Source organism: Eisenbergiella sp. OF01-20 (assembly GCF_003478085.1).
Taxonomy (GTDB): Bacteria; Bacillota; Clostridia; order Lachnospirales; family Lachnospiraceae; genus Eisenbergiella.
Map to the genome: position 1 here is coordinate 29,149 of NZ_QUES01000026.1, position 25,861 is coordinate 55,009.

General features: G+C 47.1%; 20 protein-coding genes. 10 read left to right on the forward strand and 10 right to left on the reverse strand.

The window, feature by feature from the left end; all coding sequences use genetic code 11:
• Positions 1-8: 8 nt before the first annotated feature.
• The 3 genes from DXA36_RS23210 to DXA36_RS23220 form a co-directional block, all read right to left on the reverse strand.
• Positions 9-914 carry a carbohydrate ABC transporter permease gene (locus DXA36_RS23210; protein WP_118681860.1) on the reverse strand — a complete coding sequence of 302 codons (906 nt, stop codon included), beginning with the start codon at positions 912-914 and terminating at the stop codon, positions 9-11.
• Positions 915-1,068: 154 nt separating this feature from the next.
• Positions 1,069-2,388 carry an ABC transporter substrate-binding protein gene (locus tag DXA36_RS23215; RefSeq protein WP_118681813.1) on the reverse strand — a complete coding sequence of 440 codons (1,320 nt, stop codon included), beginning with the start codon at positions 2,386-2,388 and terminating at the stop codon, positions 1,069-1,071.
• A gap of 185 nt (positions 2,389-2,573) precedes the next feature.
• A complete protein-coding gene (locus DXA36_RS23220) occupies positions 2,574-3,593 on the reverse strand; it encodes a uroporphyrinogen decarboxylase family protein (protein ID WP_118681814.1) in 1,020 nt (339 codons plus the stop codon).
• A 150-nt stretch (positions 3,594-3,743) separates the two neighbouring features.
• Here DXA36_RS23220 and DXA36_RS23225 point away from each other — a divergent pair, with 150 nt between their 5' ends.
• From DXA36_RS23225 to DXA36_RS23235, 3 genes are all read left to right on the forward strand, one after another.
• Positions 3,744-4,598, forward strand: a complete 855-nt coding sequence (locus tag DXA36_RS23225; RefSeq protein ID WP_118681815.1) for a PocR ligand-binding domain-containing protein — start codon at positions 3,744-3,746, stop codon at positions 4,596-4,598.
• Positions 4,599-4,706: 108 nt separating this feature from the next.
• Positions 4,707-6,254 (forward strand): sensor histidine kinase, encoded by a 1,548-nt coding sequence (locus DXA36_RS23230; RefSeq protein ID WP_182479230.1) that lies wholly within the window; start codon positions 4,707-4,709, stop codon positions 6,252-6,254.
• Positions 6,244-6,936 (forward strand): response regulator transcription factor, encoded by a 693-nt coding sequence (locus DXA36_RS23235; RefSeq protein ID WP_118681817.1) that lies wholly within the window; start codon positions 6,244-6,246, stop codon positions 6,934-6,936. Before DXA36_RS23230 ends, DXA36_RS23235 begins: the two co-directional genes overlap by 11 nt.
• 50 nt (positions 6,937-6,986) lie before the next feature.
• Here DXA36_RS23235 and DXA36_RS23240 read toward each other — a convergent pair whose 3' ends face one another.
• A complete protein-coding gene (locus DXA36_RS23240) occupies positions 6,987-7,961 on the reverse strand; it encodes a hypothetical protein (protein WP_118681818.1) in 975 nt (324 codons plus the stop codon).
• Positions 7,962-8,358: 397 nt separating this feature from the next.
• On the opposite strand from DXA36_RS23240, the gene DXA36_RS23245 reads away from it, so the two are divergent.
• From DXA36_RS23245 to DXA36_RS23275, 7 genes are all read left to right on the forward strand, one after another.
• Positions 8,359-10,701, forward strand: coding sequence for a helix-turn-helix domain-containing protein (locus DXA36_RS23245; protein WP_182479231.1), 2,343 nt, complete (start codon positions 8,359-8,361; stop codon positions 10,699-10,701).
• A gap of 222 nt (positions 10,702-10,923) precedes the next feature.
• On the forward strand, positions 10,924-11,835 hold the full coding sequence (locus DXA36_RS23250) for an ABC transporter permease (RefSeq protein ID WP_243114723.1): 912 nt from the start codon (positions 10,924-10,926) through the stop codon (positions 11,833-11,835).
• Between the two features lie 11 nt (positions 11,836-11,846).
• Entirely contained in the window at positions 11,847-12,716 is an 870-nt protein-coding gene (locus tag DXA36_RS23255; protein WP_118681820.1) for a carbohydrate ABC transporter permease, read from the forward strand.
• Between the two features lie 60 nt (positions 12,717-12,776).
• Positions 12,777-14,378 carry an extracellular solute-binding protein gene (locus DXA36_RS23260; protein ID WP_118681821.1) on the forward strand — a complete coding sequence of 534 codons (1,602 nt, stop codon included), beginning with the start codon at positions 12,777-12,779 and terminating at the stop codon, positions 14,376-14,378.
• An 18-nt stretch (positions 14,379-14,396) separates the two neighbouring features.
• A complete protein-coding gene (locus tag DXA36_RS23265; RefSeq protein WP_118681822.1) occupies positions 14,397-15,281 on the forward strand; it encodes a hypothetical protein in 885 nt (294 codons plus the stop codon).
• Positions 15,282-15,332: 51 nt separating this feature from the next.
• Entirely contained in the window at positions 15,333-17,339 is a 2,007-nt protein-coding gene (locus DXA36_RS23270) for a right-handed parallel beta-helix repeat-containing protein (protein ID WP_118681823.1), read from the forward strand.
• Between the two features lie 91 nt (positions 17,340-17,430).
• Positions 17,431-18,825 carry an MATE family efflux transporter gene (locus DXA36_RS23275; RefSeq protein WP_118681824.1) on the forward strand — a complete coding sequence of 465 codons (1,395 nt, stop codon included), beginning with the start codon at positions 17,431-17,433 and terminating at the stop codon, positions 18,823-18,825.
• Positions 18,826-18,871: 46 nt separating this feature from the next.
• On the opposite strand, the gene DXA36_RS23280 is transcribed toward DXA36_RS23275, so the two are convergent.
• From DXA36_RS23280 to DXA36_RS23305, 6 genes are all read right to left on the reverse strand, one after another.
• Positions 18,872-19,888 carry a transglutaminase domain-containing protein gene (locus DXA36_RS23280; protein ID WP_118681825.1) on the reverse strand — a complete coding sequence of 339 codons (1,017 nt, stop codon included), beginning with the start codon at positions 19,886-19,888 and terminating at the stop codon, positions 18,872-18,874.
• 165 nt (positions 19,889-20,053) lie between these two features.
• Positions 20,054-20,509, reverse strand: a complete 456-nt coding sequence (locus tag DXA36_RS23285; protein WP_118681826.1) for a SpoVA/SpoVAEb family sporulation membrane protein — start codon at positions 20,507-20,509, stop codon at positions 20,054-20,056.
• Between the two features lie 310 nt (positions 20,510-20,819).
• A complete protein-coding gene (locus DXA36_RS23290) occupies positions 20,820-21,725 on the reverse strand; it encodes a dihydrodipicolinate synthase family protein (RefSeq protein ID WP_118681827.1) in 906 nt (301 codons plus the stop codon).
• 3 nt (positions 21,726-21,728) lie between these two features.
• Positions 21,729-23,198: an FAD-dependent oxidoreductase gene (locus DXA36_RS23295; RefSeq protein ID WP_118681828.1), complete on the reverse strand. Its 1,470-nt coding sequence runs from the start codon at positions 23,196-23,198 to the stop codon at positions 21,729-21,731.
• Complete coding sequence (locus DXA36_RS23300; protein WP_118681829.1) at positions 23,199-24,833, reverse strand: extracellular solute-binding protein; 1,635 nt, start codon at positions 24,831-24,833, stop codon at positions 23,199-23,201. It lies immediately after the preceding gene.
• A 143-nt stretch (positions 24,834-24,976) separates the two neighbouring features.
• Entirely contained in the window at positions 24,977-25,852 is an 876-nt protein-coding gene (locus tag DXA36_RS23305; protein ID WP_118681830.1) for a carbohydrate ABC transporter permease, read from the reverse strand.
• Positions 25,853-25,861: the final 9 nt, after the last annotated feature.

Below are 25,861 nucleotides of genomic sequence, written 5' to 3' on the forward strand. Positions count from 1 at the left end.
CCTCCCATTTACTGCATATAGGTAACCCATTTCTTCTGCCCCCGGAACTGGATCAGCGTAATGATCAAGATGATAAGGAACAGGAAATAAGCCATCGCCGACGCGTACCCGAAGTTCAGATATTTAAAGCCCTCCTGATAAATCCGGTAAACCAACACGTTCGTGGCGCGCCCCGGCCCGCCCTCCGTCATGATGGATATCAGGTCAAACACCTGGAAGGAACTGATCAGGGAAAGTATCGTCACCATAAACATCGTGGGGGAAAGCATGGGAAGGGTTATATGGAAAAACCGCTTCAGCCCGTTCGCCCCGTCGATTTCCGCCGCTTCATACAGCTGCTTCGGAATGGACTGCAGCCCGGCAAGAATGATTACCATGTAATAGCCCGCCTGCTTCCAGACAGCGACGATCATGACCGACAAAAGAGCTGTGCTAGAGGACACCAGCCACTGGGGAGGATTGCTCATGCCGATATGGGAAAGGAACAGATTCAGAGGCCCCCTTGTGGGATGGAAAATCATGGACCATACGATTCCCACCGCAACCATGGAGCTGATATTGGGGAAAAAAATAAAAGTCCGAAACAGTCCCGTTCCCTTGATCCCCACATTCAGCGCCACCGCCAGAAGCAGGGCGATCACGATGGTGCACGGCACCGTAACACCGGTATATATCAGGTTATTAACCAGGGAAACCCGGAAATATTCATCCTTAAACATCTTGATATAGTTGCTCAAGCCCACGAAATCAAAGGTTTTGAAGCCGTCATAATTGGTAAAGGAAATGACAAGCCCCATAATAATAGGGATCCCCATAAAAATGAGGAAACCCGCAAAGTTGGGCAGAATGAAAAGATAACCCTTCAGCCATTCTTTTTTAAATTTACGTTTCGGCAAAGCCGCATTTTTTGCCATATTTTCACCCTTTCCAGAAAAAGGGAGCGTCTCCCGCCTATACGGTTTCCCGCTCCCTTTCCCTAATCCGTCTTTATTGATACCCGTTATGTTCCTTCCCGGTTCCCTTACGGTCTGTACAGTAAATGCACAGACCTGCTGAACAGTCACACTATTACCTCATCAATTCTTCCCTTTGCTTCAGGAAATTGTCCATGGTCTCTTCGATGGTCTTTTCCCCCAGCAGGTAAAGCTCGGAATTTTCCTTGTAGATGTTCAGAATCTGGTCAAAATTGCTGGATGCAGGGGATTCCTGCACTTTCTTCGCATTAAAAATAACGGATACGGAATCTTTGCCCACCGCTTCCTTATATGCCGCTTCCGCGCCTTCATCCGTATACGCATGTACCATGCCGGTGCTCGCATAAATTGCCGCGCCTTCCGGTCCGCACAGATATTTCAGGAAGTCGAAGGATTCCCCGGGATGCTTTGTGGTGGAAGTGATGCCCGCAAACTGGAACTGTCCCCAGGTGGTGCCGGGTTCCACGCCGTCCGGAATAGGCATAGGCGCAATTTCCCAGTTCACATCTGTTTTACCTGCGCTGGTATCGTTTAAAAGCATATTGATCATCCATTCGCCCTGAGGCATCAGCGCCGCTCTTTTATTTTCAAAATCCGCCAGATACTGGGTATCGGTGGCCTTCATCTCCCCAAGGCTCATGTGGGTTTTATCCACATTATACAGCTGGTTCAGCATCTCCAGGGATTCCTGTACGGCGGAAACATCATCCGCGTTTACATATACTCCCTGCTGTGTGGCAATGAACTGGGTATGCCAGTCCACCCAATAGCCGCCCCACTGCTTGTCCGGGCCGTCGCCTTTAGTCAGTTTCTTTGCCATTTGGGCATATTCGGTCCAGGTGAGCTGCTCCGGCATCTTAACGCCTGCCTCTTCCAGCAGATCCGGATTATAGAACAGCATCCAGCAGGTGGTTCTTGTGGGCAGCGCGAAGATCTGTCCGTCCGGATAGCTGGAATCCCACATAGCACCGTATTTGCTGATATCCAGCTCACTGTTTTTCACCAAATCTGTTAAATCGAGCAGCGAACCGGTTTCACGGTACTGGGTTACCTGGGCAAGCCCCCTGATATCCACGATATCCGCTTCATCCCCTGCCGCCATCATAACCTTAAGCTTATCGTCATAGCTGTCGTTAGCAATGCTGAGCATTTCCACATGTACGCTGTCACTCTGCGCATTATACTGCTCCACCACCTTGGAAATATAATTTTCCTCATCGCTCCAGATATAGAATTTCAGATTTATCTTTTCCCCGCTGCCGGTATCTGCCGCCGCGCTCTGCTTGGTGCCGTCTCCGGTATTCCCGGCAGGTTCGGATCCTCCGGCCCCCGCTGTGCTGCTGCCGCATCCTGCCAGAAGGCTGCAGGTCATCACCGCCGTTACAGCCATCGCCAATACACGTTTGCTTTTCATACTTTTTCCTCCCTTATTACTATTTATTTGTCGTAGATTTCGCTGACATGTCTTAGTATATAGGTATACTCAACCAGTGCAAAGGTTGAAATTTCATAAACTTTTAGGAGGATTGCACAATAAAAAAAGGTACCGGATGTAATTTCCGGGACCTTTTCTGCTTTGGGATGCGAGGTTTGCATTTTTTATAAATACTGTTCCTGATTCCGGAATACATCCAGCAGAGCCAGAATATTTTCCGGAGGTACGTCAAAAGGCAGCGCATGGGTGGGTGCAATAATCAGGCCGCCGTTGCTTCGCAGCGTCTTAATAATGCGCACGGCCTCCGCCCTGACACCCTCCGGCGACGCATAGGGAAGGCACTGCTGGGTGGACACACCGCCCCAGAAGGCCAGCTTTCCGCCGTACAGGGCCTTCATTTTCCCAATATCATAAATTTCCGGCTGGAACGTCTGATAACAGTCCAGTCCGATCTCGATTAAATCCGGAAAAATTTCATGACAATCCCCGCAGGAATGCTGCACAATATACTTGCCCTTCTTTTTGACACGATCATACAGACGGGCCATTCTGGGCTTGATGAAACGGCGCCAGTGAGCCGGCCCCATGATAAGCCCCTTCTGCTGGCCCCAGTCATCTCCGAAATATACACCGTCGATATCGTATTCCAGCGCAATATCCACAAGGCGGCAAAAATAATCACAGATTTGATCATACAGCGTTTCCAGTTCCTTGGGGCAGGTAATCATGCTCATAAGCACATTTTCCATCCCCATCAGAGACCAGGATCTCTCAAACATGGAAAACCCGAAGCCGGCCATCGTAAACCGCTCTCCCCTGCCCGCCACAAGCTCCTCATATTCCCGCCGCAGCCTCGCCTCATCACATACAGGGAAGGTATAATCACATTCCTCCAGATCCTCTATCTGCGGCTTCTCCACCACGCCGATATCCTTATCGGCCCCGTTCCGGTTCCACACAACGCCGAATTCATCCCGGAAATAGCCGGGACGCCCGTCGATCTCCGCAGGCCAGCCCCAATACTGGATATAATTCATACACACGCCCAGCTGCGCTTCAATATCCGGGTTCCCCGTATAAGCAATCAGCTGCTCCAGCGACTGCCCTGTAAAATCAATATGATAGGGAACCGGTGTGGTTTCTTCATGGTTCAATGCTGCGATAACTAATTCTCTTTGTGTCATGTTATAGCTGCTCCCTTCTGTATGCCGTGTTTTTGCCTGTGTTTTTTTATTCTACCAGAGCCATTTTTTGCATAATAGAGGCAATTGTGCTATTATTAGCATAATCGTTCAACAGCGGACTATTTTACCGCCATATATGGGGAGGGCATCATGGAAATTGTCTTTGATAAAAAGCGCCTGCTCCCGCTTCTCCGGGATTTCCACACCATTACCGGCCTGCGGGTGGGAGTGTTTGATCTGGCCTGCAGAGAAGTGGCCGCATACCCGGTTAACCTCAGCGGTTTCTGCAAGCTTATCCGTTCCCTTCCGGAAGGACTGGAACGCTGCCTGGCCTGTGACCGCACCGCACTGGAACAATCCAGGGAAAAGAATCCCGGTGAAATCCATATCTATCCATGCCACGCAGGCCTTACGGAGGCCGCCGCCCCCATCTGCAACGGCGGGGAAATCCTTGGTTTCCTGATGTTCGGGCAGATGCGCCGAACGGCAGTCCCCCAGGGGCCATGCCGCAAGGTAATCCACGCACTCACAGAGAAGGGAATCCGCCCGGAAATTCTTCAGTCGGCTTATGACTGCCTTCCTCTGGCGGAGGAAGCGCATATTCTGGCCTGCGCCCGGGTGCTGCAGGCCTGCGCCGTTTCCGTCTGGCTGGAGGACAGTATCCGGCTGCAATGCGAAAGCCTTCCCCGCCGGGCCAGGCAGTATATTGCGGCACACCTGGAGGAGCCGCTTTCCCTGGAACGGATGTGCGACGCTCTGGGTGTGGGGAGAACCACGCTCTGTTCCCAGGTTAAAAAGCAATATGGCTGTACGGCAGGCGATCTGATCCGGGAAGCCCGCATGGAGAAAGCCCGGCAGCTTCTGGAACGCACCGATTTACCGGTCGGTACGCTGGCCGGCCAAGTCGGGATCCCTGATTATAACTATTTCACCCGTCTGTTCCGGGAGCAGACGGGCGAAACGCCCACTGCCTACCGCAGGCGCCTGCGGGCCAAAACCCGGTGAACCCGGATGTTGTCATCCAACAGGCAGGAGGGCCGGTATGCGGAAATATCCGGATACGCCGCTGCAGACAGCCGGTATCTCACCGGCCTTTATAGGGGGGAAGGCACTATGTTTTACGTACTTTTCATTCTGCTTTTTATTATTATTTTCATGCTGTACCAGCATCACAGGGAAAGGCATACCATTCCGTTCACCCTTGTCCTGGTAGCCTACTTTTTTGCCATTTTCAGTATGATGATTTATTATTCCAGGGATGCGTATTACTATAATGTGATAAAAAATTACTTTTATCTGCCGGATCCGTTATGGCGTTATCTGTTTTTCCTCCCCATCTCCCGCTTTAATGTAATCAGGCTCATTAACGTTGCCAGCCTCAGCATCGTGCTTGCCAGCGTCTGTTTCGCCCTGAACTTCCATACCCCTTTTACGGTAAAAACCATACGGCGCGCCAAAACCGCCATCTGGATTTACCTCCTGTTTCAGCTTCTTATCTACGATCCTGCCCTCAATATACGCTGCTATTATTTTTTGTATCCCGCCTTTCTAGGTTCCAAACAGTTTTATGATGCTGAAAATATCATCTATATCCTCACCCGTTCCGGCAACAACCTGCTGGTACTGCTCAGTGTGCTTATGCTGTTGGTTTCTTTTTACCATTCCCCGCGCATCCAGCTGATCCGGTATAATTTCCTTCTTATGACCGTCTGCTTTTTCACCCTGAGCACCCTGTATTTCACCTTTATTTCCCGGACTCCCTCTTTTCTGCTGCGTATCTCCAAAATTGCGCAGTCCTATTATTTCTGGTATATTAATCTGGGAAATAGCATTGTTTTTTACAACATATTTCCTTTTATTTTTATCGTTTTTTTGCTGCTGATATGCTATAGCCTGTACCGGCTCACCCATATCAGCCATCAAATCAACGCGGAAGCCTTTGAAATTTCAAAGCAGATTGATGCAACGGAAACTACCTCCAAAGTATTCTGTCATTACATAAAAAACGAACTGCTTGCCATTCAGTCCGGACTGGAACTTCTTCCTGCCGCTGTAAATCCGGAGAAAGCATTACAGGAAGCAAAGGACCGTTGTGAAAAACTGTATTCCCGCATCGATGAAATCCATAAAAACACGAAAACAAGCGAACTGCATTTGATTGATATTGATTTGAAGGATTTGCTGGAGAAGGTCCTCTCGCCTTTCTGCGCGGAAACCGCCGGGATTGAAATCAGGAAGAATTTCGCCGAATACCCTGTGCTTGCGCTGGCCGATCCGGTCTATCTGGAGCAGGCACTCACAAACATCATAGGAAACGCCATGGATGCCATGGCAGCAAAAGAGGAAAGCGCCGGAATCCCGGCGGAACGTACCCTCACCGTCAATCTGCGCTATACGGATGACTGGATTCTTCTGGAAATACAGGATACGGGGACCGGGATATCGGAAAATAACATAAAAAAGATATTCACCCCCTTCTTTTCCTCCAAACCCACCGCCAGGCACTGGGGCATCGGCCTGTCACTGACCTACCGTATTATCCAGGCACATGAAGGAAAAATCGAAGTGCGCAGCACGCTGGGAAAAGGAACCGCTTTCCAGATACTCCTTCCTAAAATCACACAGATTTTCACCGAAAAGAGGAAAATAAATGGAAAATAAAATAAAAGTCCTCATTGCAGAGGACTTGCAGCCAATCCGGGAAAAATATGCGTATTATCTGGGCCGGTGCCCTGAGATTGCACTCGTTGGCAGCGTAAGCAGCGGGACACAGGCTGTCGCCGCCGCCCTGGCTTCCCCTCCGGATATCATACTCATGGATATTGAAATGGAAACAAAAGATGCAGGAATCCGCGCCTCCCGGGAAATCCTCGCCACCCTGCCTGATATCAGAATCATAATCCTTACGGTTTATGAAGACGATGAACTGATTTTTTCCGCATTTCAGCTGGGTGTATGTGACTATATGCTCAAAAATTCCTCCAACGAGGAAATCATCGCCGGCGTGAAAGCCGCCTATGAAGGCCGATCCCCCATCCGTCCCGAAATTGCAGGTAAAATCCGCAGTGAATTCAAACGGGTAAAGACCTACGAAACCAGCTTTCTTTATATGCTGAATCTGCTTTCCTCTCTCACCGTAACGGAACTGGATACCCTGTATCTGCTCTCCTCCGGAAATACCCGGGCAGATATCTGCGCGATACGACATGTGGAAATGTCAACCGTCAAATCACAGATACACAGTATCCTGCATAAGTTTAAAAAGAAATCCATATCCGAGATCATTACCAGCGCAGAGGATCTTCATCTGTTGGAGCTGATAATTAAGAACAGGCCCAATTAGCCTGCACATATCCGCCCAAACCCGCAGGATGCCCCGGTCCCCGGAAGTCATTACAGACCTGTCTCATCCAGAAAACGCTGTATTGTATCCGCTTTTGCAGCCTCCCTGAGCCATTTTTTCAGAAGCTCCAAATCAGATTCCTTAAGGATTACGGCACGCAGATTCTCCGGGACTTCGCCCAGTTCTTCCAACAATACCAGAACATCCTCTGCTTTTCCTGCTGCTTTTCCTGCTGCTAATCCCGCTTCTAATCCCGCTTCTTTTCCTTTTGCCATCCCCGCATCCCATCCGACATCGAATTCAGCAGCACGTATTTTTTTCATTTCCTCTGCTTCGTTATATTCAAAAATAGACATAGCTATAACCTCCGCCTTCTGTACGGTTAAAAATTCCGCCAGAATATCTTTCTGAATACATTCCCTGACCGCCGTTTCCACCGCATCCTCAATTTTCATGCTGGCAGCATATTTCCGTATGGTTTCCACAAACATACAGTATTCCTTCAGCGTTTTGCATTTCTGCATCAACTCCCGGTTATTCCCCAGGTTGATGTTAAGCATCAGCACCTTTAACTCCAGCTCCGGAACCGTCACTTCTTTTTCATAGGCATCTGACAGCTTTAACAGCTTGCGCTCCGGGTGTTTATCCGTCCCGTTATAAAACACTACAAAACGAGGAACCGGTATTTTCAGCAATTTACTGGAATACAAAGTGTCCATAGCCATATACTTTTCCAGCTGTTTTGCCACATAAATGAGATCCCGCAGCGGCATATTCGGATTAAATGACGCCTGATGTTCATAAAGGTTCATTTCTGAATCAAACAAAAACGAAACATCGTTTTTGATCCCCATATAGATGGCATTTTCCAGCGTACAGATTTCCAGTTCCTCCGCTTGCCTGTAATCCGTCCCGTTTAAAGCATTGTAAAGCTCAAGAAGATTCCCCTTGTCCTTATAAAGCAATCGGAACACAGTGTCTTTGTGGTTTCTAACCACATGCAGTTCTTTTTCCGTTTCTCCCATAAACTGCTCCTTTCTTTCTGCAATTGTACGCAGGAAGCAGTTTAAAGAAAATGTTCCGCACCTTTTCTTCCATCTGACTCCCTGCCTGTTTAAATGGATTGTAAGCATAGAGTCTCTGAATAAAGATAGAAGTAAGATGGCGTAACGCCCAGATTCATAGAAATTTATGCTTATTTTTATACTAACATAATACCGTCTGGAAAACAATAATATTTTATGTCATTATTTTATATCTTTATATTCCCTAACCATATAGCTCGTAACAGTTCAATGAACTGTTACCTCATGCATGGTGCCGTCCGGTATACCGGGTATGGAGGTTTGCTTTACAAAAGCGCAAAAATAATATATGTTTATTAATAACTTGAAGGGACTGAACAGTTATAAGGGGATTATTATGGGCATTTTTTCAAGAAGCATCAAAGAATTCAGATTAAACAGTATATTTGTAAGAATATTCCTGTATATAATGGCACTGGTCCTTATTTCCATCGTATTGGTGTCTTTTTTTTCGTACCGGAAATCTTCCGGCATGATGATCCATGAAGTGCAGAACAGCAATATGCTCATCCTGAAGCAGGCACAAAAAAGTATTGATCAGGAAATTAACTCTTTGCAGGCTAATATTATGCAGGCCGCCCTGAACCGAAGCCTGAATGAAGTCCTGTATATGTCCGGCCAGAATACCTATGATAATTTTGAACTGATTCAGGATTCTATGGCTTATTTAAGCGCACTTAAGGCAAACAATAACAACATTTCGGATATATGGCTTTATATAAAGAAAACGGATATTGTATTGGGAACCGAAGGAAAATATCAGCGTTCCCTTTTCTTTTCGGATGTCTGCAAATATAAAGAGGATATCGACTGGAACCGGCTGTTCGCCACCAGCGGCTTTCATTATATCGGCAGAAAAAAACTGTATCGGGGCACCTATGAAATTCCGGTAGCTGTTTTTACAGAATCGCTGCCTTTCATCGACCGTTCCCCAAAGGGAATGCTTGTCGTTAATATGAGTAAATCCCTGTTTGACAAAGAAATGTCCAACTATAACAATGAAACCATTGTTTTTAACTATGTTGTGGATAGCCTGGGTAATATCGTTTATACAAATGAAGACTACTATGCTGAATTTGAAGATCTGCCGTTCATCCAAACCGCCGTCCGCTCACAGCTGGCAACTATGACCGATGTGCAAAATACGGCGGAGCTGGTGGTGGAGGGCAGTCCGTTTACGATTCAATACATACAGTCCGACTCTCTTCATTGGAAATATATATCGGTTATACCTACCGGTTATATTAAGGAAAGCGTCAATCAGATCCGTAATGTTACGATTCTGGTTGCTTCAATAAGCATTGTCCTTTCCATCGTATTAACACTATATATAATCAATGGTTTATATAAACCCATGAACAAAATATTGAGCTATATAAATATCATCGGGGATAAAAAAACGGCCATAACCCGGAGCGGAAACAGCAATGAATTTACTCTGATCAACAGTATTATCGATTATGTATATAAAGAAAACCAGGTGCTGCAGGATAATTTTGAAAAAAACAAGCCTATGCTGCAGGACAAATATATATACGATATCATTAACGGAAAAGTCAGCAGCGATTATGAAAAGGTCGGGCTGGAGATAGGAATCGATCTCCCCCACCCTTATTATCAGGTTATTGTCTATGATATCGGGGAAGAAACTCCCCACAGCCTGAAAAAGTATAAGCGTTTGTTTAAAGAGGATACCAGGAACATGATGGAAATCGCAAGACAGACTTTATACGGACAATGCTGCTATTATTTTCTTGATAAAGACGACCAGACGATCGTCTCCTTACTCAATGCCCCAAAATCCTTCTATGAACGCAGCGGGATCAATGACTATCTTGAAAAAATACAGAAATACTTTATGGAAAAAAGCGATTTGCCTTATGTTATCGGTATAGGCCAAAGCTATCAGGGTATCAGGAACTGTTATCAATCGTATATCGATGCGCTTGAAACGATAAAATACCAAATTGTCAAAGGCCAGAACTCTGTAATCTACATTGATGAGGTAAGGAACAGTACCGGCGCCGTAATTACCTATCCGATAGAGCAGGAAACGCGCCTCATTACGATAACCAAATCAGGTAACTGTAAATCGGTAATGGAAATATTAGAGAGTATATGGGAGGAAAACCTGAGTGAAAAAGAACTTTCCCCTGAAATGGTTGACAATTTATTCCATGCACTGGCAAGCACGGCGATAAGAACCATTTTTGAAATGAGACTGACGAATGAACAGGTTTTGCCCGATAATCAAAATGTCTATAAAGAAATGGAGCATAGAAAAAGTATCGAGGAAAAGAAAGAATACATAATCCAGGTATTTACAGCAATTGCCCTGTTCGCTTCCGAAAAGAATCACGGACATCAAAACCATATTCTGGATAAAATAAATCAGTACCTGGAAGAAAACTACCGGAACGAGATATCGCTTGATACGGTAGCGGAGGTTGTAAATCTGTCCACCTCTTATTTAAGCTTTATTTTCAAAGAGAATTCCGGTCTGAATTTTGTGGATTATGTGAACCAGTTCCGGCTGAAAAAGGCTAAGGAGCTATTGGAAAACAGTTCCTATAACATTTCACAAATTGCCGAATTGTCCGGTTACAGCAGCGCCAACAGTTTCAGTAAGGTATTCAAAAAATATAACGGCATTTCGCCAGGTCAGTACAGAAAGCTCTGATTCCCTGTCCAAAGCCCTTTTCTCCGGTTATGAGAAAAGGGCTTTTTTATGTGCCAAAAACACGGTGCACAAAATCAAAAGAATTAACCCTTATATTCTATAATTTTTCCATAAATACTAAAAATCGGAAGATTTACACCCACCGGCATCAATGCTACTCTTAATGCACGCACAAAAAACAGCAAGCAAAAACGCAGCCGGACAAAGAAAGAGGTGCAGTCAATGGTTAAAAATTCTTCAAACAGCATCAAAAAAAATATGCCTTTTTACATTATGTTCATTCCCGTATTCATTTATTTTGTGGTTTTCAGATATGTCCCTTTGCTATTATCCCTTATTATATCCATTCAAAAATACCAGCCGGCCAAGGGTATTTTTAACAGCAAATGGGTTGGGCTGGATTATTACAGACAGTTTATTGATTCTGTTTTTTTCTGGCGGTTACTGCGGAATACCCTGGGAATTAATTTTCTGCAGTTAACAATCGGCTTTGCGGCTCCTGTCATATTAGCTCTCCTATTAAATGAAGTGGGCAGGATGCGTTATAAAAAACTGGTACAGACCGTCACCTATCTTCCCAATTTCATCTCCAGTGTTGTGGTGGTGGGTATGGTGGTTACGTTCCTGTCTCCAAGCACGGGCCTGATCAATAACGTTCTTGCCCATTTAGGGCTGGAACGGGTTAATTTTCTCACGGAGCCTTCGTATTTTTGGGGCATATACACCATTATGACCATATGGCAGACCGCCGGTTACAGCGCAATTATTTATTTAGCCTCCTTAACAGGCATAAGCTCTGAATTATATGAAGCGGCAAGAATTGATGGTGCAGGGAGGTGGGCCCAGTTATTTCATATAACCCTGCCCGGTTTAACCCCCACCATCGTTCTTTTATTCCTGATGAAAATCGGCAGGGTTCTTGACGTAGGTTATGAAACGATTGTGCTTATGTATAATCCAAGTATATATTCCACGGCAGATGTAATCGGTACTTATGTATACCGCAGGGGAATCCTGAACGGGGAATACAGTTTTGCTTCCGCAGTGGGATTTTTCCAGTCGGTTATCGGGCTGATTCTTGTATTATTCGCTAATCTGGCAGCTAAAAAAACTTCGGAAACAAGTCTTTGGTAAGGGAGATTAAAATGAAAGTAAGTAAAGGCCGCATTATATTTCAATGCATTAACTATACTGTCCTGTTCCTGCTGATGGCCGCTGCGTTATACCCGGTGCTCTATGTTTTGGCAGCTTCCTTAAGCAGTTTTGAATTCCTTGCCCAGGGAAAGGTGGGAATCCTTCCCATGGGATTTACCACCGATGCCTACAAGAGGATATTATCCTACCCCATGATCGGGAGGGCCTATCTGAATACCATTTTTTATACGGTGGCGGGGACAGCCATCAGCCTGCTGTTATCCTCTCTTGCTGCGTATCCTTTGTCAAGGCGTCCTTTTCCGGGACAGAAATTTATGTCCGGCGTCGTTGTCGTCGCCATGCTCTTCAGTGCGGGAATGATTCCCACCTTTTTGATCGTCACCAAACTAAATATGTACAATACGGTATGGTCCATCCTGCTGCCTACATCCGTTTCTTCGTTTAATGTAATCCTTCTTAAGAATTTCTTTCAGCAGATTCCTTATGAACTAGAGGAATCCGCCGCCCTGGACGGATGCAGCCAGTTAAAAATATTATTTAAAATTATCTTTCCCCTTTCCCTGCCGGGTATGGTAACCGTAGGTTTATTCTATGCTGTGGCCCAGTGGAACAGCTATTTCCCGGCCATGCTGTATTTACGGGATCGGGAGCTTGTTCCAATGCAGATCATTCTCCGCGATATCGTTATCCAGAATCAGACAAATGAACTGTCCATCGATCTGGTAAACGGTTCCGACCAGATTAGTGAGTCCGTAAAATATGCCACCATTATGGTAGCCACCATCCCTATTATGATGGTTTACCCATTTATCCAAAAATATTTCGTTAAAGGTATCATGGTCGGTTCTGTAAAAGGCTGACGGCAGCCTTTTTTCTATACAGATAACAAAAAATCAATTTATAACAAGTAGGAGGAAGTTATGGTAAGAAAAAAAGTAATCGCACTCGTATTAACAGCTGCTGTTTCTGTCTCAGCATTGGCAGGCTGCGGAAATTCCGCATCCGGCAGCACGCCGCAGGCTGCAGAAACTACGCAGGCTCCGGCAGCATCCGGGGAGGCCGGGGAAGAAAGTAAGGAAAACATCACGGTAAGCATGTTCCTTCAGGATTCGGCGGATCAGGCAATCAGCACCGATTTGCCTTTTATTAAGGAGATCACAAAGCGGACCGGCATCCGCTTTGAATTCGTACCCGCTCCCAATACCGAAGATCAGTTCCGGGAAAAATTCAATGTCACGGTTGCATCCGGCGACATCCCGGATATTATGGTAAGCACCTATCGTGATGATATGATGAAGGTTGCCGAACAGGGGGCATTTGCCGTATTAAATGATTATATCGATGAATATGCGCCTAATTTAAAGAAAATCCTGGATGAAAATCCGGACTATATCCGTGACATACGTGCAAGCGACGGTAATATTTATTTTATGCCTTTTATCGGGGCCGTAAGAACCTTTAAGGTATGGATGCTGCGCGGGGACTGGCTGGAAAAGCTGGGGCTGGATGTGCCCGTAACCCTGGATGACTGGTATACCGTATTAAAAGCCTTCAAGGAACAGGATCCTAACGGCAACGGGGAAGCCGATGAAATACCATATACCACAAGAAATACGCAGGCCGGTGTACTCGCATTTATGGAAGCTTTCGGAATCAGCGGTTTTGAAGCTAATGAACAGTTTTTTATTGAAGACGGCAAGGTGAAGTATGCCTACACCGATCCGCGCTGCAAACAGGCTCTGGAGTTTATCAATAAGCTTTACAGCGAAGGATTAATTGACCCCGAATATGCAACCAATGATACCAATGTCTGGCTTTCCAGACTGACCAATGAAGTCTCAGGCGCATGCCAGGATACCACAGCCCGTGCTTATGCTCTGGGAACGCAGGTACAGGCGGCAAATGAAGGTTCCGACGCTTATTTCACTGTAGTCGCCCCTCCCCAGGGACCGGACGGCACCCGGATGACCACCAGCCAGATGCAGCCTATCAGAGGTTTTACGGCAATCAGTGCGGATTCCCCTTATATTAAAGAGATTGTTCAGTTATTTGATTATTTCTACAGCGAAGAAGGAAACCTTTTGATGAATTTCGGGATAGAAGGTGAAACCTACACGATGGAAAACGGAAAACCTGTCTACATGGATGTTATTGCAAAGGATCCCCAGGGCAGATCCATTCTTTCCATGCTGAACATTTACGGACACAGAGAATGGGCATACAGGCAGGATATCGGTTATGAAGATGCCATGCTTGATGAAACTTATGTTAGTTACAGAAATGAAATGGAGCAGTATATCCGTCCCACCATTCCCGCCCTTTCCCTGACGGAAGAAGAAAGGGAAGTAATCAACAGTACTTATACGGAAATCCAGACTTACAAGGATGAGATGATTAACAAATTCATAATGGGAAAGGAGCCTCTGGATAATTTTGATAAGTTTGTCCAGACCCTGAAGGATATGGGAATAGATGATGTCCTTGCGGTGGAACAGGCGGCCTATGATCGTTATATGAAATAATGCCGAAAGGAGAATCTTATGGATTACCAACAGCTGCACAACCCCATTTGGAGTCGTTCGGACAATTTACGGGATCCTTCCGTTTTTAAAACTCCCGATGGCTTCTATCTGTTCTACTCCCGCTATTCCAACAACGACTGGACCAAACCGGAAAACTGGTCTGTTGCCTGTGCCTTTACCAAAGATTTTATCCATTTTGAAAAGGATCGGGACATATCGGCCAAAGGCTTTGCCTCCCCGGGAGATGTGATCCCCTGGAACGGAAAGTACCTTTTACCCTATCAGTCCTATCCTGATTCCCCAACGCTTCTGTGCTACAGCATTTCTGCGGATTTGAAAAACTGGACGGAACCCGTTTTCTTTCTGCAGGAGGCCGCATCGCTTCCCTGGAACCAGGCCAACCGGGTTATCGATCCCACCTTTGTCGCTGACGGAGAAAGGCTTCATTGCTTCTTTGTAGGTACCGACAGAATCCATTACCAAAGCCCCATAAATCTGGTAGGCCATGCATATACGGACGATCCGCAGCTGCAAAAATGGATCATTACCACCGTTGACAGCCCGCTGATCGGTGCCTGCGAAGAGGCCCCTGACGGTGCAGAAAATGTTACAGTCTTTCATAACGGAAAAGAATGGATCATGATATACAGCGAAGGATTGATCAACCAGCATCTGGCATCTATCGTTTCTTCCGACTTAATCCACTGGGGAAACCGGAGAAAAATAGACATTCCCGGACAAAGCTGGCTGGCAGTCAGATATGGGGCGCCGTTTGTCTGGAAAGAGGATGAAAACTGGATGATGATACTGATGGGAGAAGCGGAAAACGGCCATACAACATTTGGCATCCTGTCATCTGCAGACGGGTATCACTGGAATATGCCCGGACAGCAATCCTTGTAACACACCGGGCAAATCCGGACGGTTACGGATCATTTTATGTGGAGGAAGGTTATGAAACTATATGTATCAAAAGAGTCCCGGGGCGGGGATGGGACAAAAGAGTACCCGCTGGCCTCACTGGCCCGGGCCGCAGCGATTGCCGGACCGGGAGACGAAGTGATTGTTGCACCGGGAATATACAGAGAATATGTGAATCCCGCCTGTGCCGGCACACCTGAAAACCGAATCACTTATCGTTCTGAAGTCAAATACGGCGCGGTTATTACCGGGGCGGAGGAAGTAAAAAACTGGGAAAGGTATAAAGGCAGCGTATGGACGGCAAGAATCCCGAACGGCATATTTGGTACATACAACCCTTACACCGTCAAAATCTTCGGAGACTGGTATGATGCGGTGAAGCCGATGCATACCGGAGAGGTTTATCTAAATGATAAAGCCTTATATGAGACCGATACGCTGGAGGATGTCTTAAATCCGGCCGCATACAAGGGATCATGGGAACCCGGCGGTTCCCTGTATAAATGGTATGCGGCACAGGAGAACAACGAGACTGTGATTTACGCAAATTTCCGGGAGTGGGATCCGAACAGGGAGAACGTGGAAATTAATGTCAGAAGGAATTGCTTTTATCCTTCCAGGGAAGGGATCGGCTACCTTACGCTATCCGGCTTCACCATTACCAAAGCTGCAACGCAGTGGGCCCCGCCGACAGCTTATCAGGAAGGCATGGTAGGCCCCCACTGGTCCAAAGGATGGATTATTGAGGACTGCGATATCTCCCATTCCCGATGCAGCGGCATCTCTCTGGGCAAATATCTGCAGCCTGAAAATGACAACAAATGGGCCATCAGGCATACCAAGACCGGAACACAGACAGAACGCGATGCCGTTTGCCAGGCGCAGCGCGAGGGCTGGACAAAAGAAGCCATTGGTTCCCATATAATAAGGCGCTGCAATATCCATGACTGCGGACAGACAGGTATTGTGGGACACCTGGGCGGCGTGTTTTCTATTATTGAAGATAATGATATCCACCATGTCAATAACAAGCAGGATCTTGCCGGTGCGGAAATCGGCGGGATTAAAATGCACGCCGCTATCGATGTCATCATCCGAAGAAATAAATTCCATCATTGCACCAGAGGCTTATGGCTCGACTGGCAGGCACAGGGAACGCGCGTAACGCAAAATGTTTTTTATAAGAATACACCGCCGGACGGCACCGAACTCACAGAGCATTTATCCGTTGCCGAAGACCTCTTTGTGGAAGTATCCCATGGGCCAACCCTGATCGATAATAACCTTTTCTTATCAGAGGTTGCGGGCCGCCTCTGTACGCAGGGAATCGCTTTTGTCCATAACCTGATCGCAGGTTCCTTCGTATACGTGGGAAATGGTACGGATAACGGCAGCAAGGTATTTCCCTCTCCGCGCTACACCCCCTATCATGTTCCCCACAGAACGGAAATCAACGGTTTTATGACCATTCTTCATGGCGACGCCAGGTTTTACAACAATATTTTTGTTCAGCAGCCTGTCCGAAAGCTGTTAACGGATTACGCGAAAGACAAGAAAACCGATCGGCTGGATTTGATGAACTATCTCGTAGGTACAAAACCGTATGACGGATATCCGGACGCGGAAGAATACTTTGCTAAATTCCGGGAGGATAATTACAAAATCCGGGAAGAAAGAGATAAATATTATGACCATTTACCTGTGTATTCGGGCGGCAACCTTTATTTCAACGGAGCCAAACCTTATAACGGTGAAAGCAATTACTACGAAGATACCGTAAACCATATCGATTTGGAGCTTGCGGAAAAAGAGGATACGCTCCTTCTTCACACCAATCTGTACCATTATATGCCTGCGGCAGGAAAGGAAATGATTTCTACCGCCTTACTGGGGGAAGCGTTTGAGCCTGAGGAACTATTCGAGAATCCTGACGGTTCCCCGATTATATTCGACACCGATTATTCCGGAAAACACAGACGTCCCACACCGGTAAGCGGTCCCTTTGAATTATATGATAAAGTGACAGAGATTCCTTTGTGAATGATATAGCATATCCATCCCTTTCGTTGTATAATGAAAGAAGCATTCTGCCGCAGGCAGGGTGCTTCTTATACGAAGGGGGATTTTACATATGCATAAGAAAATTTTTGCGGACAGTACCGGCTTCTACAGGCAGATTTTCAAACTGGTTCTTCCTATTGTCATCCAGAACCTGCTGAGCGCCGCCGTCAGTTCCGCTGATATTGTCATGCTCAACTATGTGGGACAGTCATCCATATCCGCAGTTTCCCTGGCGTCCCAGTACGCCAATATCCTGTTCATGGTTTATTACGGCCTCGGCACAGGCGCCACCATGCTGTGCGCCCAGTATTTCGGGAAAGGGGATATGCGCGCCATCCAGGTGGTGGAAGGGATTGCCCTGCGTTTTTCCCTCGTAATTTCACTGGCCTTTTCTTCCGCCGCCCTGCTGATTCCGGAGCTTATGATGAAGATTTTCACCAATGATACGGAACTCATTACGCTGGGGGCTTCTTATCTGCGTTTCATGAGTGTGACCTATCTGTGCTGGGGCGTCACCGAGGTGTACCTGGCTGTGCTGCGGAGCATCGGAAGGGTTACGGTCAGTATGGCGCTCAATGTGCTTGCCTTTTCCCTGAATATTATCTTAAACGCCGTTTTTATCTTCGGCCTGTTCGGCGCGCCGAAGCTGGGAGTCACAGGGGTGGCCCTTGCAACCGCCGCCTCCCGTGTCATCGAATTGATCTGCTGTTTCTTTGTTTCCTTTTTCAGCAAAGATATCAAGCTTAATTTCCGTTATATGTTTCTGAGGAACAAACTGCTGTTCCAGGATTTTGTCCGGCTTTCCCTGCCGGCCCTGGGCAATGATGTTATCTGGGGCGTGGCGTTTTCCACCTATTCCATCATCATCGGCCATCTGGGCACCGATGCGGTGGCAGCCAACTCCTTTGTCATCGTGGTCCGTAACTTCGGTACCATCCTCTGCTTCGGCATAGCCAGCGCGGGCGGGATTCTTCTGGGAAAGGTAATCGGGGAAAACCGGCTGGAGGATGCCAAAGAGGACGCAAAAAAACTCATGAAGCTTACTGTCATAAGCGGCGCGCTGGGCGGCTTTCTGATTCTTGCCATCACTCCCTTTGTGCTGAAATATGCTTCTCTTTCCGAAACAGCCATGCATTATCTGAAATATATGCTGCTCATCAATACCTATTATGTCATGGGCGCCGCCGTCAACACCACCCTGATAGCCGGCGTTTTCCGGGCGGGAGGGGACAGCCGGTTCGGCTTTTTCTGCGATACCATCGATATGTGGTGTTATGCCGTTCCCCTTGGCTTTATTGCGGCCTTTGTGTTCAAGCTTCCCGTCATGTGGGTCTATTTCCTGCTGTGTACGGACGAATTCGTGAAATGGCCGTGGGTGTTCAGGCATTACAAGAGCGGGAAATGGCTGAATAATATTACAAGGGATAACCTGTTTTCTGAAAATACGGTTCAGGACTGCCAGTAACAGAGCGTATGGCCCGCAGAGGTTCTTTCTCGGGCCATGCGTTTTTTTATTGCCGCTCCCCTTCATTGGCATCTTCCATCACCAGCTCTTCGTCCGTCACCTCCTCTGCAAACCGGACGGACAGGACGGCCTGGGCCATGTTCACATGGATCCTGGCATACTTCCCTTTTTCCTGCGCCGTGTGTTCCAGCATCTGCAGAAGCCCGGAAAGCTTCTCCCGGGTAAGGTACCCGCCCCGCCAATGAAAGGTAAGCATTTTATTCTTTTTGGCGGCTTGTATGGCCCGTTTTTCCACATCTTCTATTTTCGTAAAGGAAAGCTTTTTGGTTATGTAGTAAGAAGAACCATTGTCTGTACAGGACGGTGTCTTATACATGACAGGTTCGTGATCCCGGAAAAGCCGGGTATCATCCAGATTAAAATAATCATACCGTACAGCGTCCCTGTCACCCAGCGTATTGTCGAAGGTGGCGTCCAGATGATAATAGGTTCCTCCGATTCTGACAACATTCCAGGCATGGCGGTACTTGATACTTTTCTCCGGATTTGCTTCGGAAACGGCGATCATACACCAGATCCCGAGGGCATCGCACAGCACCTTTACGGTCTTGGCTATCCCTTCACATACGCCCACACCCTGCCCCAGCGGACCGATGATTTCATGGGAATAGGCTTTTTTCAGCTTATCATAACGGACTGACGAACAGATAAAATCGTGGATATAAAGCTCCTTCTCCCATTCCGTCATATTCAGAGCGGGCCGCACCAGCTTTGCTATCCGGGATTCCAGCGCCTTTTGATGCTCTGTAATCTTTGCTTTATCAAACAGATATTCCGGAATCATTTCCACCTTATTGGATTCCGGATAAAAACGATAATGAAAGCCGGAGGCATAAAAAATGTCCGGGCAGTCCAGGCGAAGCCGGAAAAACAGGTCGCCCAGTTCCCGGTTTTCCAGTTTGGGAACCGTAAAAAGCGGGGCCATTGACCGGAGTCCCGCTTTCATGTCATAGTATGCGCTCTGCTGTAACTTGTTCATCCGGGTGTAATAATAGGGTTCCATTTTATCCTTTTCCTGTCTTCGTGGTTTACCGTTATTCTACCATGCCTTTCCGCCATATGCCACTTCTTCCTGTAATTCCTTTTCGTGAAATAAAAACAGAAAAAAGCAGAATAATAAAAGGCAGCAGCCATTTCATTATTCTGCAAGAAGAGACAGCTTTCTTAATTAAAACCAACCCATCAGTCCGCCCAGCCAATAAATAATCCCCAGCACCCAGCTGGTAAATATCCCATAGAGGATAACCGGCCCGGCTATGGTAAATATCTTACATCCCACGCCGAACACCTGTCCTTCTTTTTTGAATTCAATTGCCGGTGCCGCCACAGAGTTGGCAAATCCGGTAATCGGCACGAGCGCTCCCGCACCGCCCCATTTTACAATGGCGGGGTAAATATTAAATCCGGTGAGCACCACGCTGATTAAAACAAGCAAAAGTGCGGACCAGCCGCCCGAAGCATCCTTATCCAGCCCCATTCCCGCGCAGGTATTTAAAATCGCCTGCCCTATCACGCAGATAATTCCGCCTACCAGGAAGGCCTTGAGCATCTGCAGCCATAAATTATGGGTAGGAGTCACCTGTTTTACGTACTCCTGGTATTCTTTTTTCTGTTTCTCATCCATAGCCGACATTCCTTTCTGTTGTCATCCGCGCAAGGCAGCCTCAGCCCGGGGATCGGCGTCCAATACCATGTGCATCCCCGCTTTCGCGGTTCACCGGTCCGGTACGTGTTGTTTACGCAAGATGAAAGAATCTTTGTCAGTATATGGAGATAAGAATGGAATTATACAAAGGGACAGTTTTCCGGATTATATGTTTTCTTTTTATTCAAAATAGCCGATTTTAATTACATACTATTTATTTCGGTATCCAAAAACCTGCCGGTCCCATATGCGCGGTAACAAAGCCAGGGTATCCGTACAGGCAGCATTCTCATATTTCCAGCGGAATGCCGGCTATTCCGCAAAGCGCCTCCAGTTTTTGTATAAGCACTGCCTTTTCTTCCTCAGGCAGATCCAACTGCGGCGCGCGCATCCCGCCTGCCGGAAGGCCCCTCAGCCGGAGTGCTTCCTTAAACCAGGACATATTGCTGCCGCAGCGCAGCAGCTCGCAAAAACACACACAAATATCCTGCCATTTTCTCATTCCATCCATATCCCTGTCCAGGAAAGCGTTATATACTTCCAGAAAAGGCTCCGGAAAAACGCCTGCAACACCGGATACCGTGCCGTCACATCCCATCATCAACAGCTCTGCAAACATTTTATCACATCCATGCAGAACCGAAAGGGCAGGGATATGAAGGTAATCCAGAGTCCGCAGCATATCCGGAAAGCTGTACTTGATTCCGATTATATTGGCGCATTCACCGGCAAGCCGCCCGACTGTTGATGCGTTCAAATCATTGCCGGAACATTGCGGGATATTGTAAAGATACAGCGGGAAATCCGCCGGAACAAGAGAGGACAGCCGTTTGTAATACGCCGTCATTTCTCTGTCATCCACCCCCAGAAACATGGGGGTTACAATCCCGGCGCCGTCAGCTCCGGCGGCAAATGCATGGGCAAGAAGCGATTCTGTCTCTTCCTGCCGCATGGCGCCGCAATGTATGAATACCCTTGCCCGCCCGTCAGCCGCCCTGACCACAGTTTCCGCAATCTCCTTGCGTTCGTTTTCTGTCAGATGCACCATTTCCCCGGTAGTCCCGCAGGGATACAGACAATGGACTCCTTTTTTCACCAGTTTATCCGTCAGCACTGCCAGGCTTTCCGTATCCACCCTTCCGTTTTCCGTAAACGGGGTGATCATTGCCGCCGTAACACCATATAATTTTTTCATATCCTACCTCATATCCTCATTTTGTGCCCGCAGGAGTTCTCTTATTTTTTCCGGATCGGTATCCCGCAGCGCACATTCTTGCTGTACAGACACGGCTGCTGCTGCTCCTGCCGCCTGTCCCACCAGTCCGCAGGAAGCGATATAATGGATTTTGCGGCAGGCCGGCTTTCCGGTCACCAAAATGCCGTCCAGCCCTTTGGGAAGAAGTGCCGCGAGCGGTACATACCAGCCATCCGCATTTTGTCCGCTCATGGGATGCCCCAGTATCTTTACGATGCAGTCACTGCGTTCACAAATTCCCGTCTGTATTTCCTTTTGTGTAATCGTATATTCTGTAAACTCTGACGGCTCCCAGGTCTGGTGATAGGCTTTTGAAATATTGGCATAGGTATCCAGCAGCTGCGCGTGTTCAAATCCGGGTATGTACTTTTTAAAAAACTTATGAACCAGCCATTGTTGTTTTCTAACGGTGCATACTGCATTTGCATATACTGACGGATCGGAAATATCCGTATTGTGCAGCGTATCGTCAATTGCCCAGTATGCGCCCACCCCGTCCTTTTCATAAAAAAACATAAGGACATCACACATACGCGCGATCAACTCATACTCAGGATGATCGGAAACAGCAAGTTCCAGCGCTTTCGTAAAGCCATGAATAGCCAGCGGATTTCCTTCTTTTACCAACCTCTCCATTTCATCGGGATCCGGCGTTTTTCCAACCATAGGGCGAAGGAACCATCGATCCGGTGTATTCCGGATATATTCGATTACTAAATGAATATCAACTCCTGAAACCCGCGGCAGCGTCCCGAGATAGGCTTTGGGATGCGCGAATCTTTTCCCAGCCATGGCACAGACCGATGCCCCTTGGGTCGTGTCCACAACCCTTTTCGCCAGCACGGCAAAGTGTTCAAATTCTCCCTGCAGTATCACGCCGGTAATTCTGCCCTCCTCCTGCAGGACCTCCGCTACAGGCATTCCAAGGAACGTATGTACTCCCGCCACATCCAGCTCCTGCTGCGCCACATATCGGTATGCGTTAGGATTGACATATTGATCATTAAACGGATTCATAAACGTCCCCGTATCCATATAAGGCACATAGGAGGCCAGGCCGATTTCCTCCAGCGCGGCCTTCATTCCCTCTTGTTCCATAGTCCGGATGGAAATCCGGTCAAACATCGGATCACTGCCGCCTTCTTTCACGGTTTTCCATAGAATTTCCCAGGGATAACCGCCCACCACCTGATGCCCGTCACGGCTCATAAATCCATCCAGCCCCCAGGTATCAATCTCTGCCGCCTGTCCGCCCAACACCGCATTCTTCTCTGCCAGAACCACACTGCAGCCGGCCCTCGCTGCGGACAGGGCGGCGCATATGCCGCCAAGTCCTGCGCCGACCACAAGCACATCCGTCTTTTTCAAAATCTTTACATCCCGGTCAACCCGCCAGTGATATTCCCCGCTCATTTATTCTCCCTTCGTGAAACGCTGCTCCGCCTGGTTGGCAATGTCCACTCTTTCCCCGGCGCCCTTTGAAATCAACTCCTGCACGAAAGCATCCCAATCTTCAAAGGAACGTTCCCCGCTTATAAATTTATTGATTTCCGTCTTGCTGTAATCCATATAGCTTTGATTGATTTCCGTAATCCTGGCAGATTCTTCCGCCGTATAAGGTGGTTCAATCGGCTGCTGGATCACACAGTCCATATGATCTGCGTAAACCTTATGGATATTTTCCCTTGTCCAGGACTCTTCACTGGTGGATTTGAAAGCCGCATCATAATTGGAGTACCATGACATATCCAAAAACAGGTCGCCTATACCGATTTCAGAACCGGCTTCATAGGTAGGATCTCCCGTTCTGGATTTATATTCTTCCACAACACTGTCCAAAAACCGGGGTTTCTGATCTGTCATTTCCCAATGCGTACCTTCGATACCATAATTCATCAGCCAGCCGCCTTCTTCGCTGTAAAGCCAGTCCACAAATTTCATCAAAACTTCCTTTTTCTCCGTATCCGCACTGATTCCCCACACATTATAGTAGTTATTGGGATGCCCGTAATTTACAGTCTTCCCTTCCCCGTCTGCCAGGAACATAATAGGTTCCAGTTTTGCATCGGGATTGGTTTCCCGCAGTGTCTTATTCAGTGTATCTAAAAAGACGGGATTATCATAATAAAACAGATACTTTCCGGTACCCAGCCCTGATTTCCAGTCATCCGCCGAAACAATGAGATACTCATTGTCCAGAATGCCCGACTGATACATTCTGTGAATATACTGAAGCGCTTCTTTGTAAGATTCCTCCAATAAACCCATGTGCCACAAACCGTCTTCATCCTGATACAGACCATAATCGCCTCCCAAACCTTTTACCGGACTCATATAGTTAAATAGCAGCCTGTCATCACCCCGGGTACCATATGCAATGGAATCCGGGTATGCTTTGGCCAGCACTTCCAGCACATCATACAGTTCCTCCCAGGTCTTTGGTATGGAAAGACCCTGTTCCTCCAGCAAATCGGTACGGATACAGGGGACGGATCCCTGTTCCCAGTTATCATCCCGTCTGATCTGTGCCAGCGTATAAATTCCTCCATCCATCTTATACCGGGAAAGTTCCGGAATATTTTCATAGTCTTTTTGAATATTCGGCGCATACTGATCGATTAACCCGGAAAGCTCCATCAAGCATCCGGTGCCGACCACGTCACTGACATTTCCCCAGATTGTAAACAGATCCGGCAGCTGGTTTGCCGCCAGCAACGTATTCATTTTCGTTTCATAGTCTGAATAGGTGGATACCTGCAGATCAACCCCAAGGTTTTCCCGGATCCACTCCACCGTTGCACAGTCCGGATTATAAGGCTGCAGACTGCTTTCCGGCCTGGCGTATGTGATTGTTACTATTTCTTCTGCAAGCCAGGTATCCTTTTTTCCGCCGTCCGCTGTTCCTCCGTTATTCGCAGTGTTTCCCTGTCCCCCTGCAGTAGCGGAATCTGCTGTTCCCGCGGTATTACCGCATGCCGCTATCCCCAGTGCCATAATCAGCGCACAAACGCATATGGATACCTGTCTCCGAATTTTCCTTCCTTTCATTCCTGTTACCTCCTCCTTTTACTGGGAAAGACTTGTCCTATGCCAATTATACAGACATGCCAACAGGTCTTTCTGTTTCTTTATAGTTAAGTTCTTTCTGTTTACCGGTCCGCCCAAAGCAATACCTCTCAGAAAAAACAGATCTATCCCTTCACGGATCCCACCATCACCCCTTTTTCAAAATATTTGAATACAAACGGATAAACCAGGATCAGCGGTAAAGTCGTCACCGCAGTTACCGCATATTTGATCGATTTTGTATCGATGGGTACCGACAGGCTGCCCTCTGAAGATGCCATATAAGCCATCTCCGTGGTGGATCCTTCTATTACGATACTGCGCAGCACCAGCTGCAGCGGATAAAGCAATTTATCATTCAAAAACATCAGCGCATTATAAAATGAATTCCAGTTTGCCACTCCGTAAAAAAGAATCATAGTGGCGATAATGGGTTTGGAGAGCGGAATAATAATCTTACGGAAAATAATCCAGTCATTGGCTCCGTCGATATATGCCGATTCCGTTATTTCATAGGAAATGGATTGAAAAAAGGTTCTCATGACAATCACATTATAAACGCTGATACAGGAAGGCAGTAAAATAGCCCAAATCGTATTATAAATATGCAGATCCGTCACCGTAAGAAACAAAGGAATAATACCACCGCTAAAAAACATCGTAAACAGTATTGCCGCTGTAAATATTTTCCTTCCGTAAAAGTCTTTCCGTGACAGCGGATAGGCGCAAAGCGACGACAGCATAACCGAGAGCAGAGTTCCCGTCACCGTATAGAACACACTGTTCACAAACGCCCTGACAATTGCGGCATTTTGAAACACGATGGAATACGCATAAGCAGTAAAGCCTTTCGGATAAAAAATCACTTCATTTGCCCCTACATAGGCCCCGCCGCTGACTGAATTAATATAAATGTAATACAGCGGATATATAGCAGCCATACTGATGATAATCATCACTGCTCCCATAACAATATCAAAAACAGTTACTTTCTTTTTCATTCGCAGTTC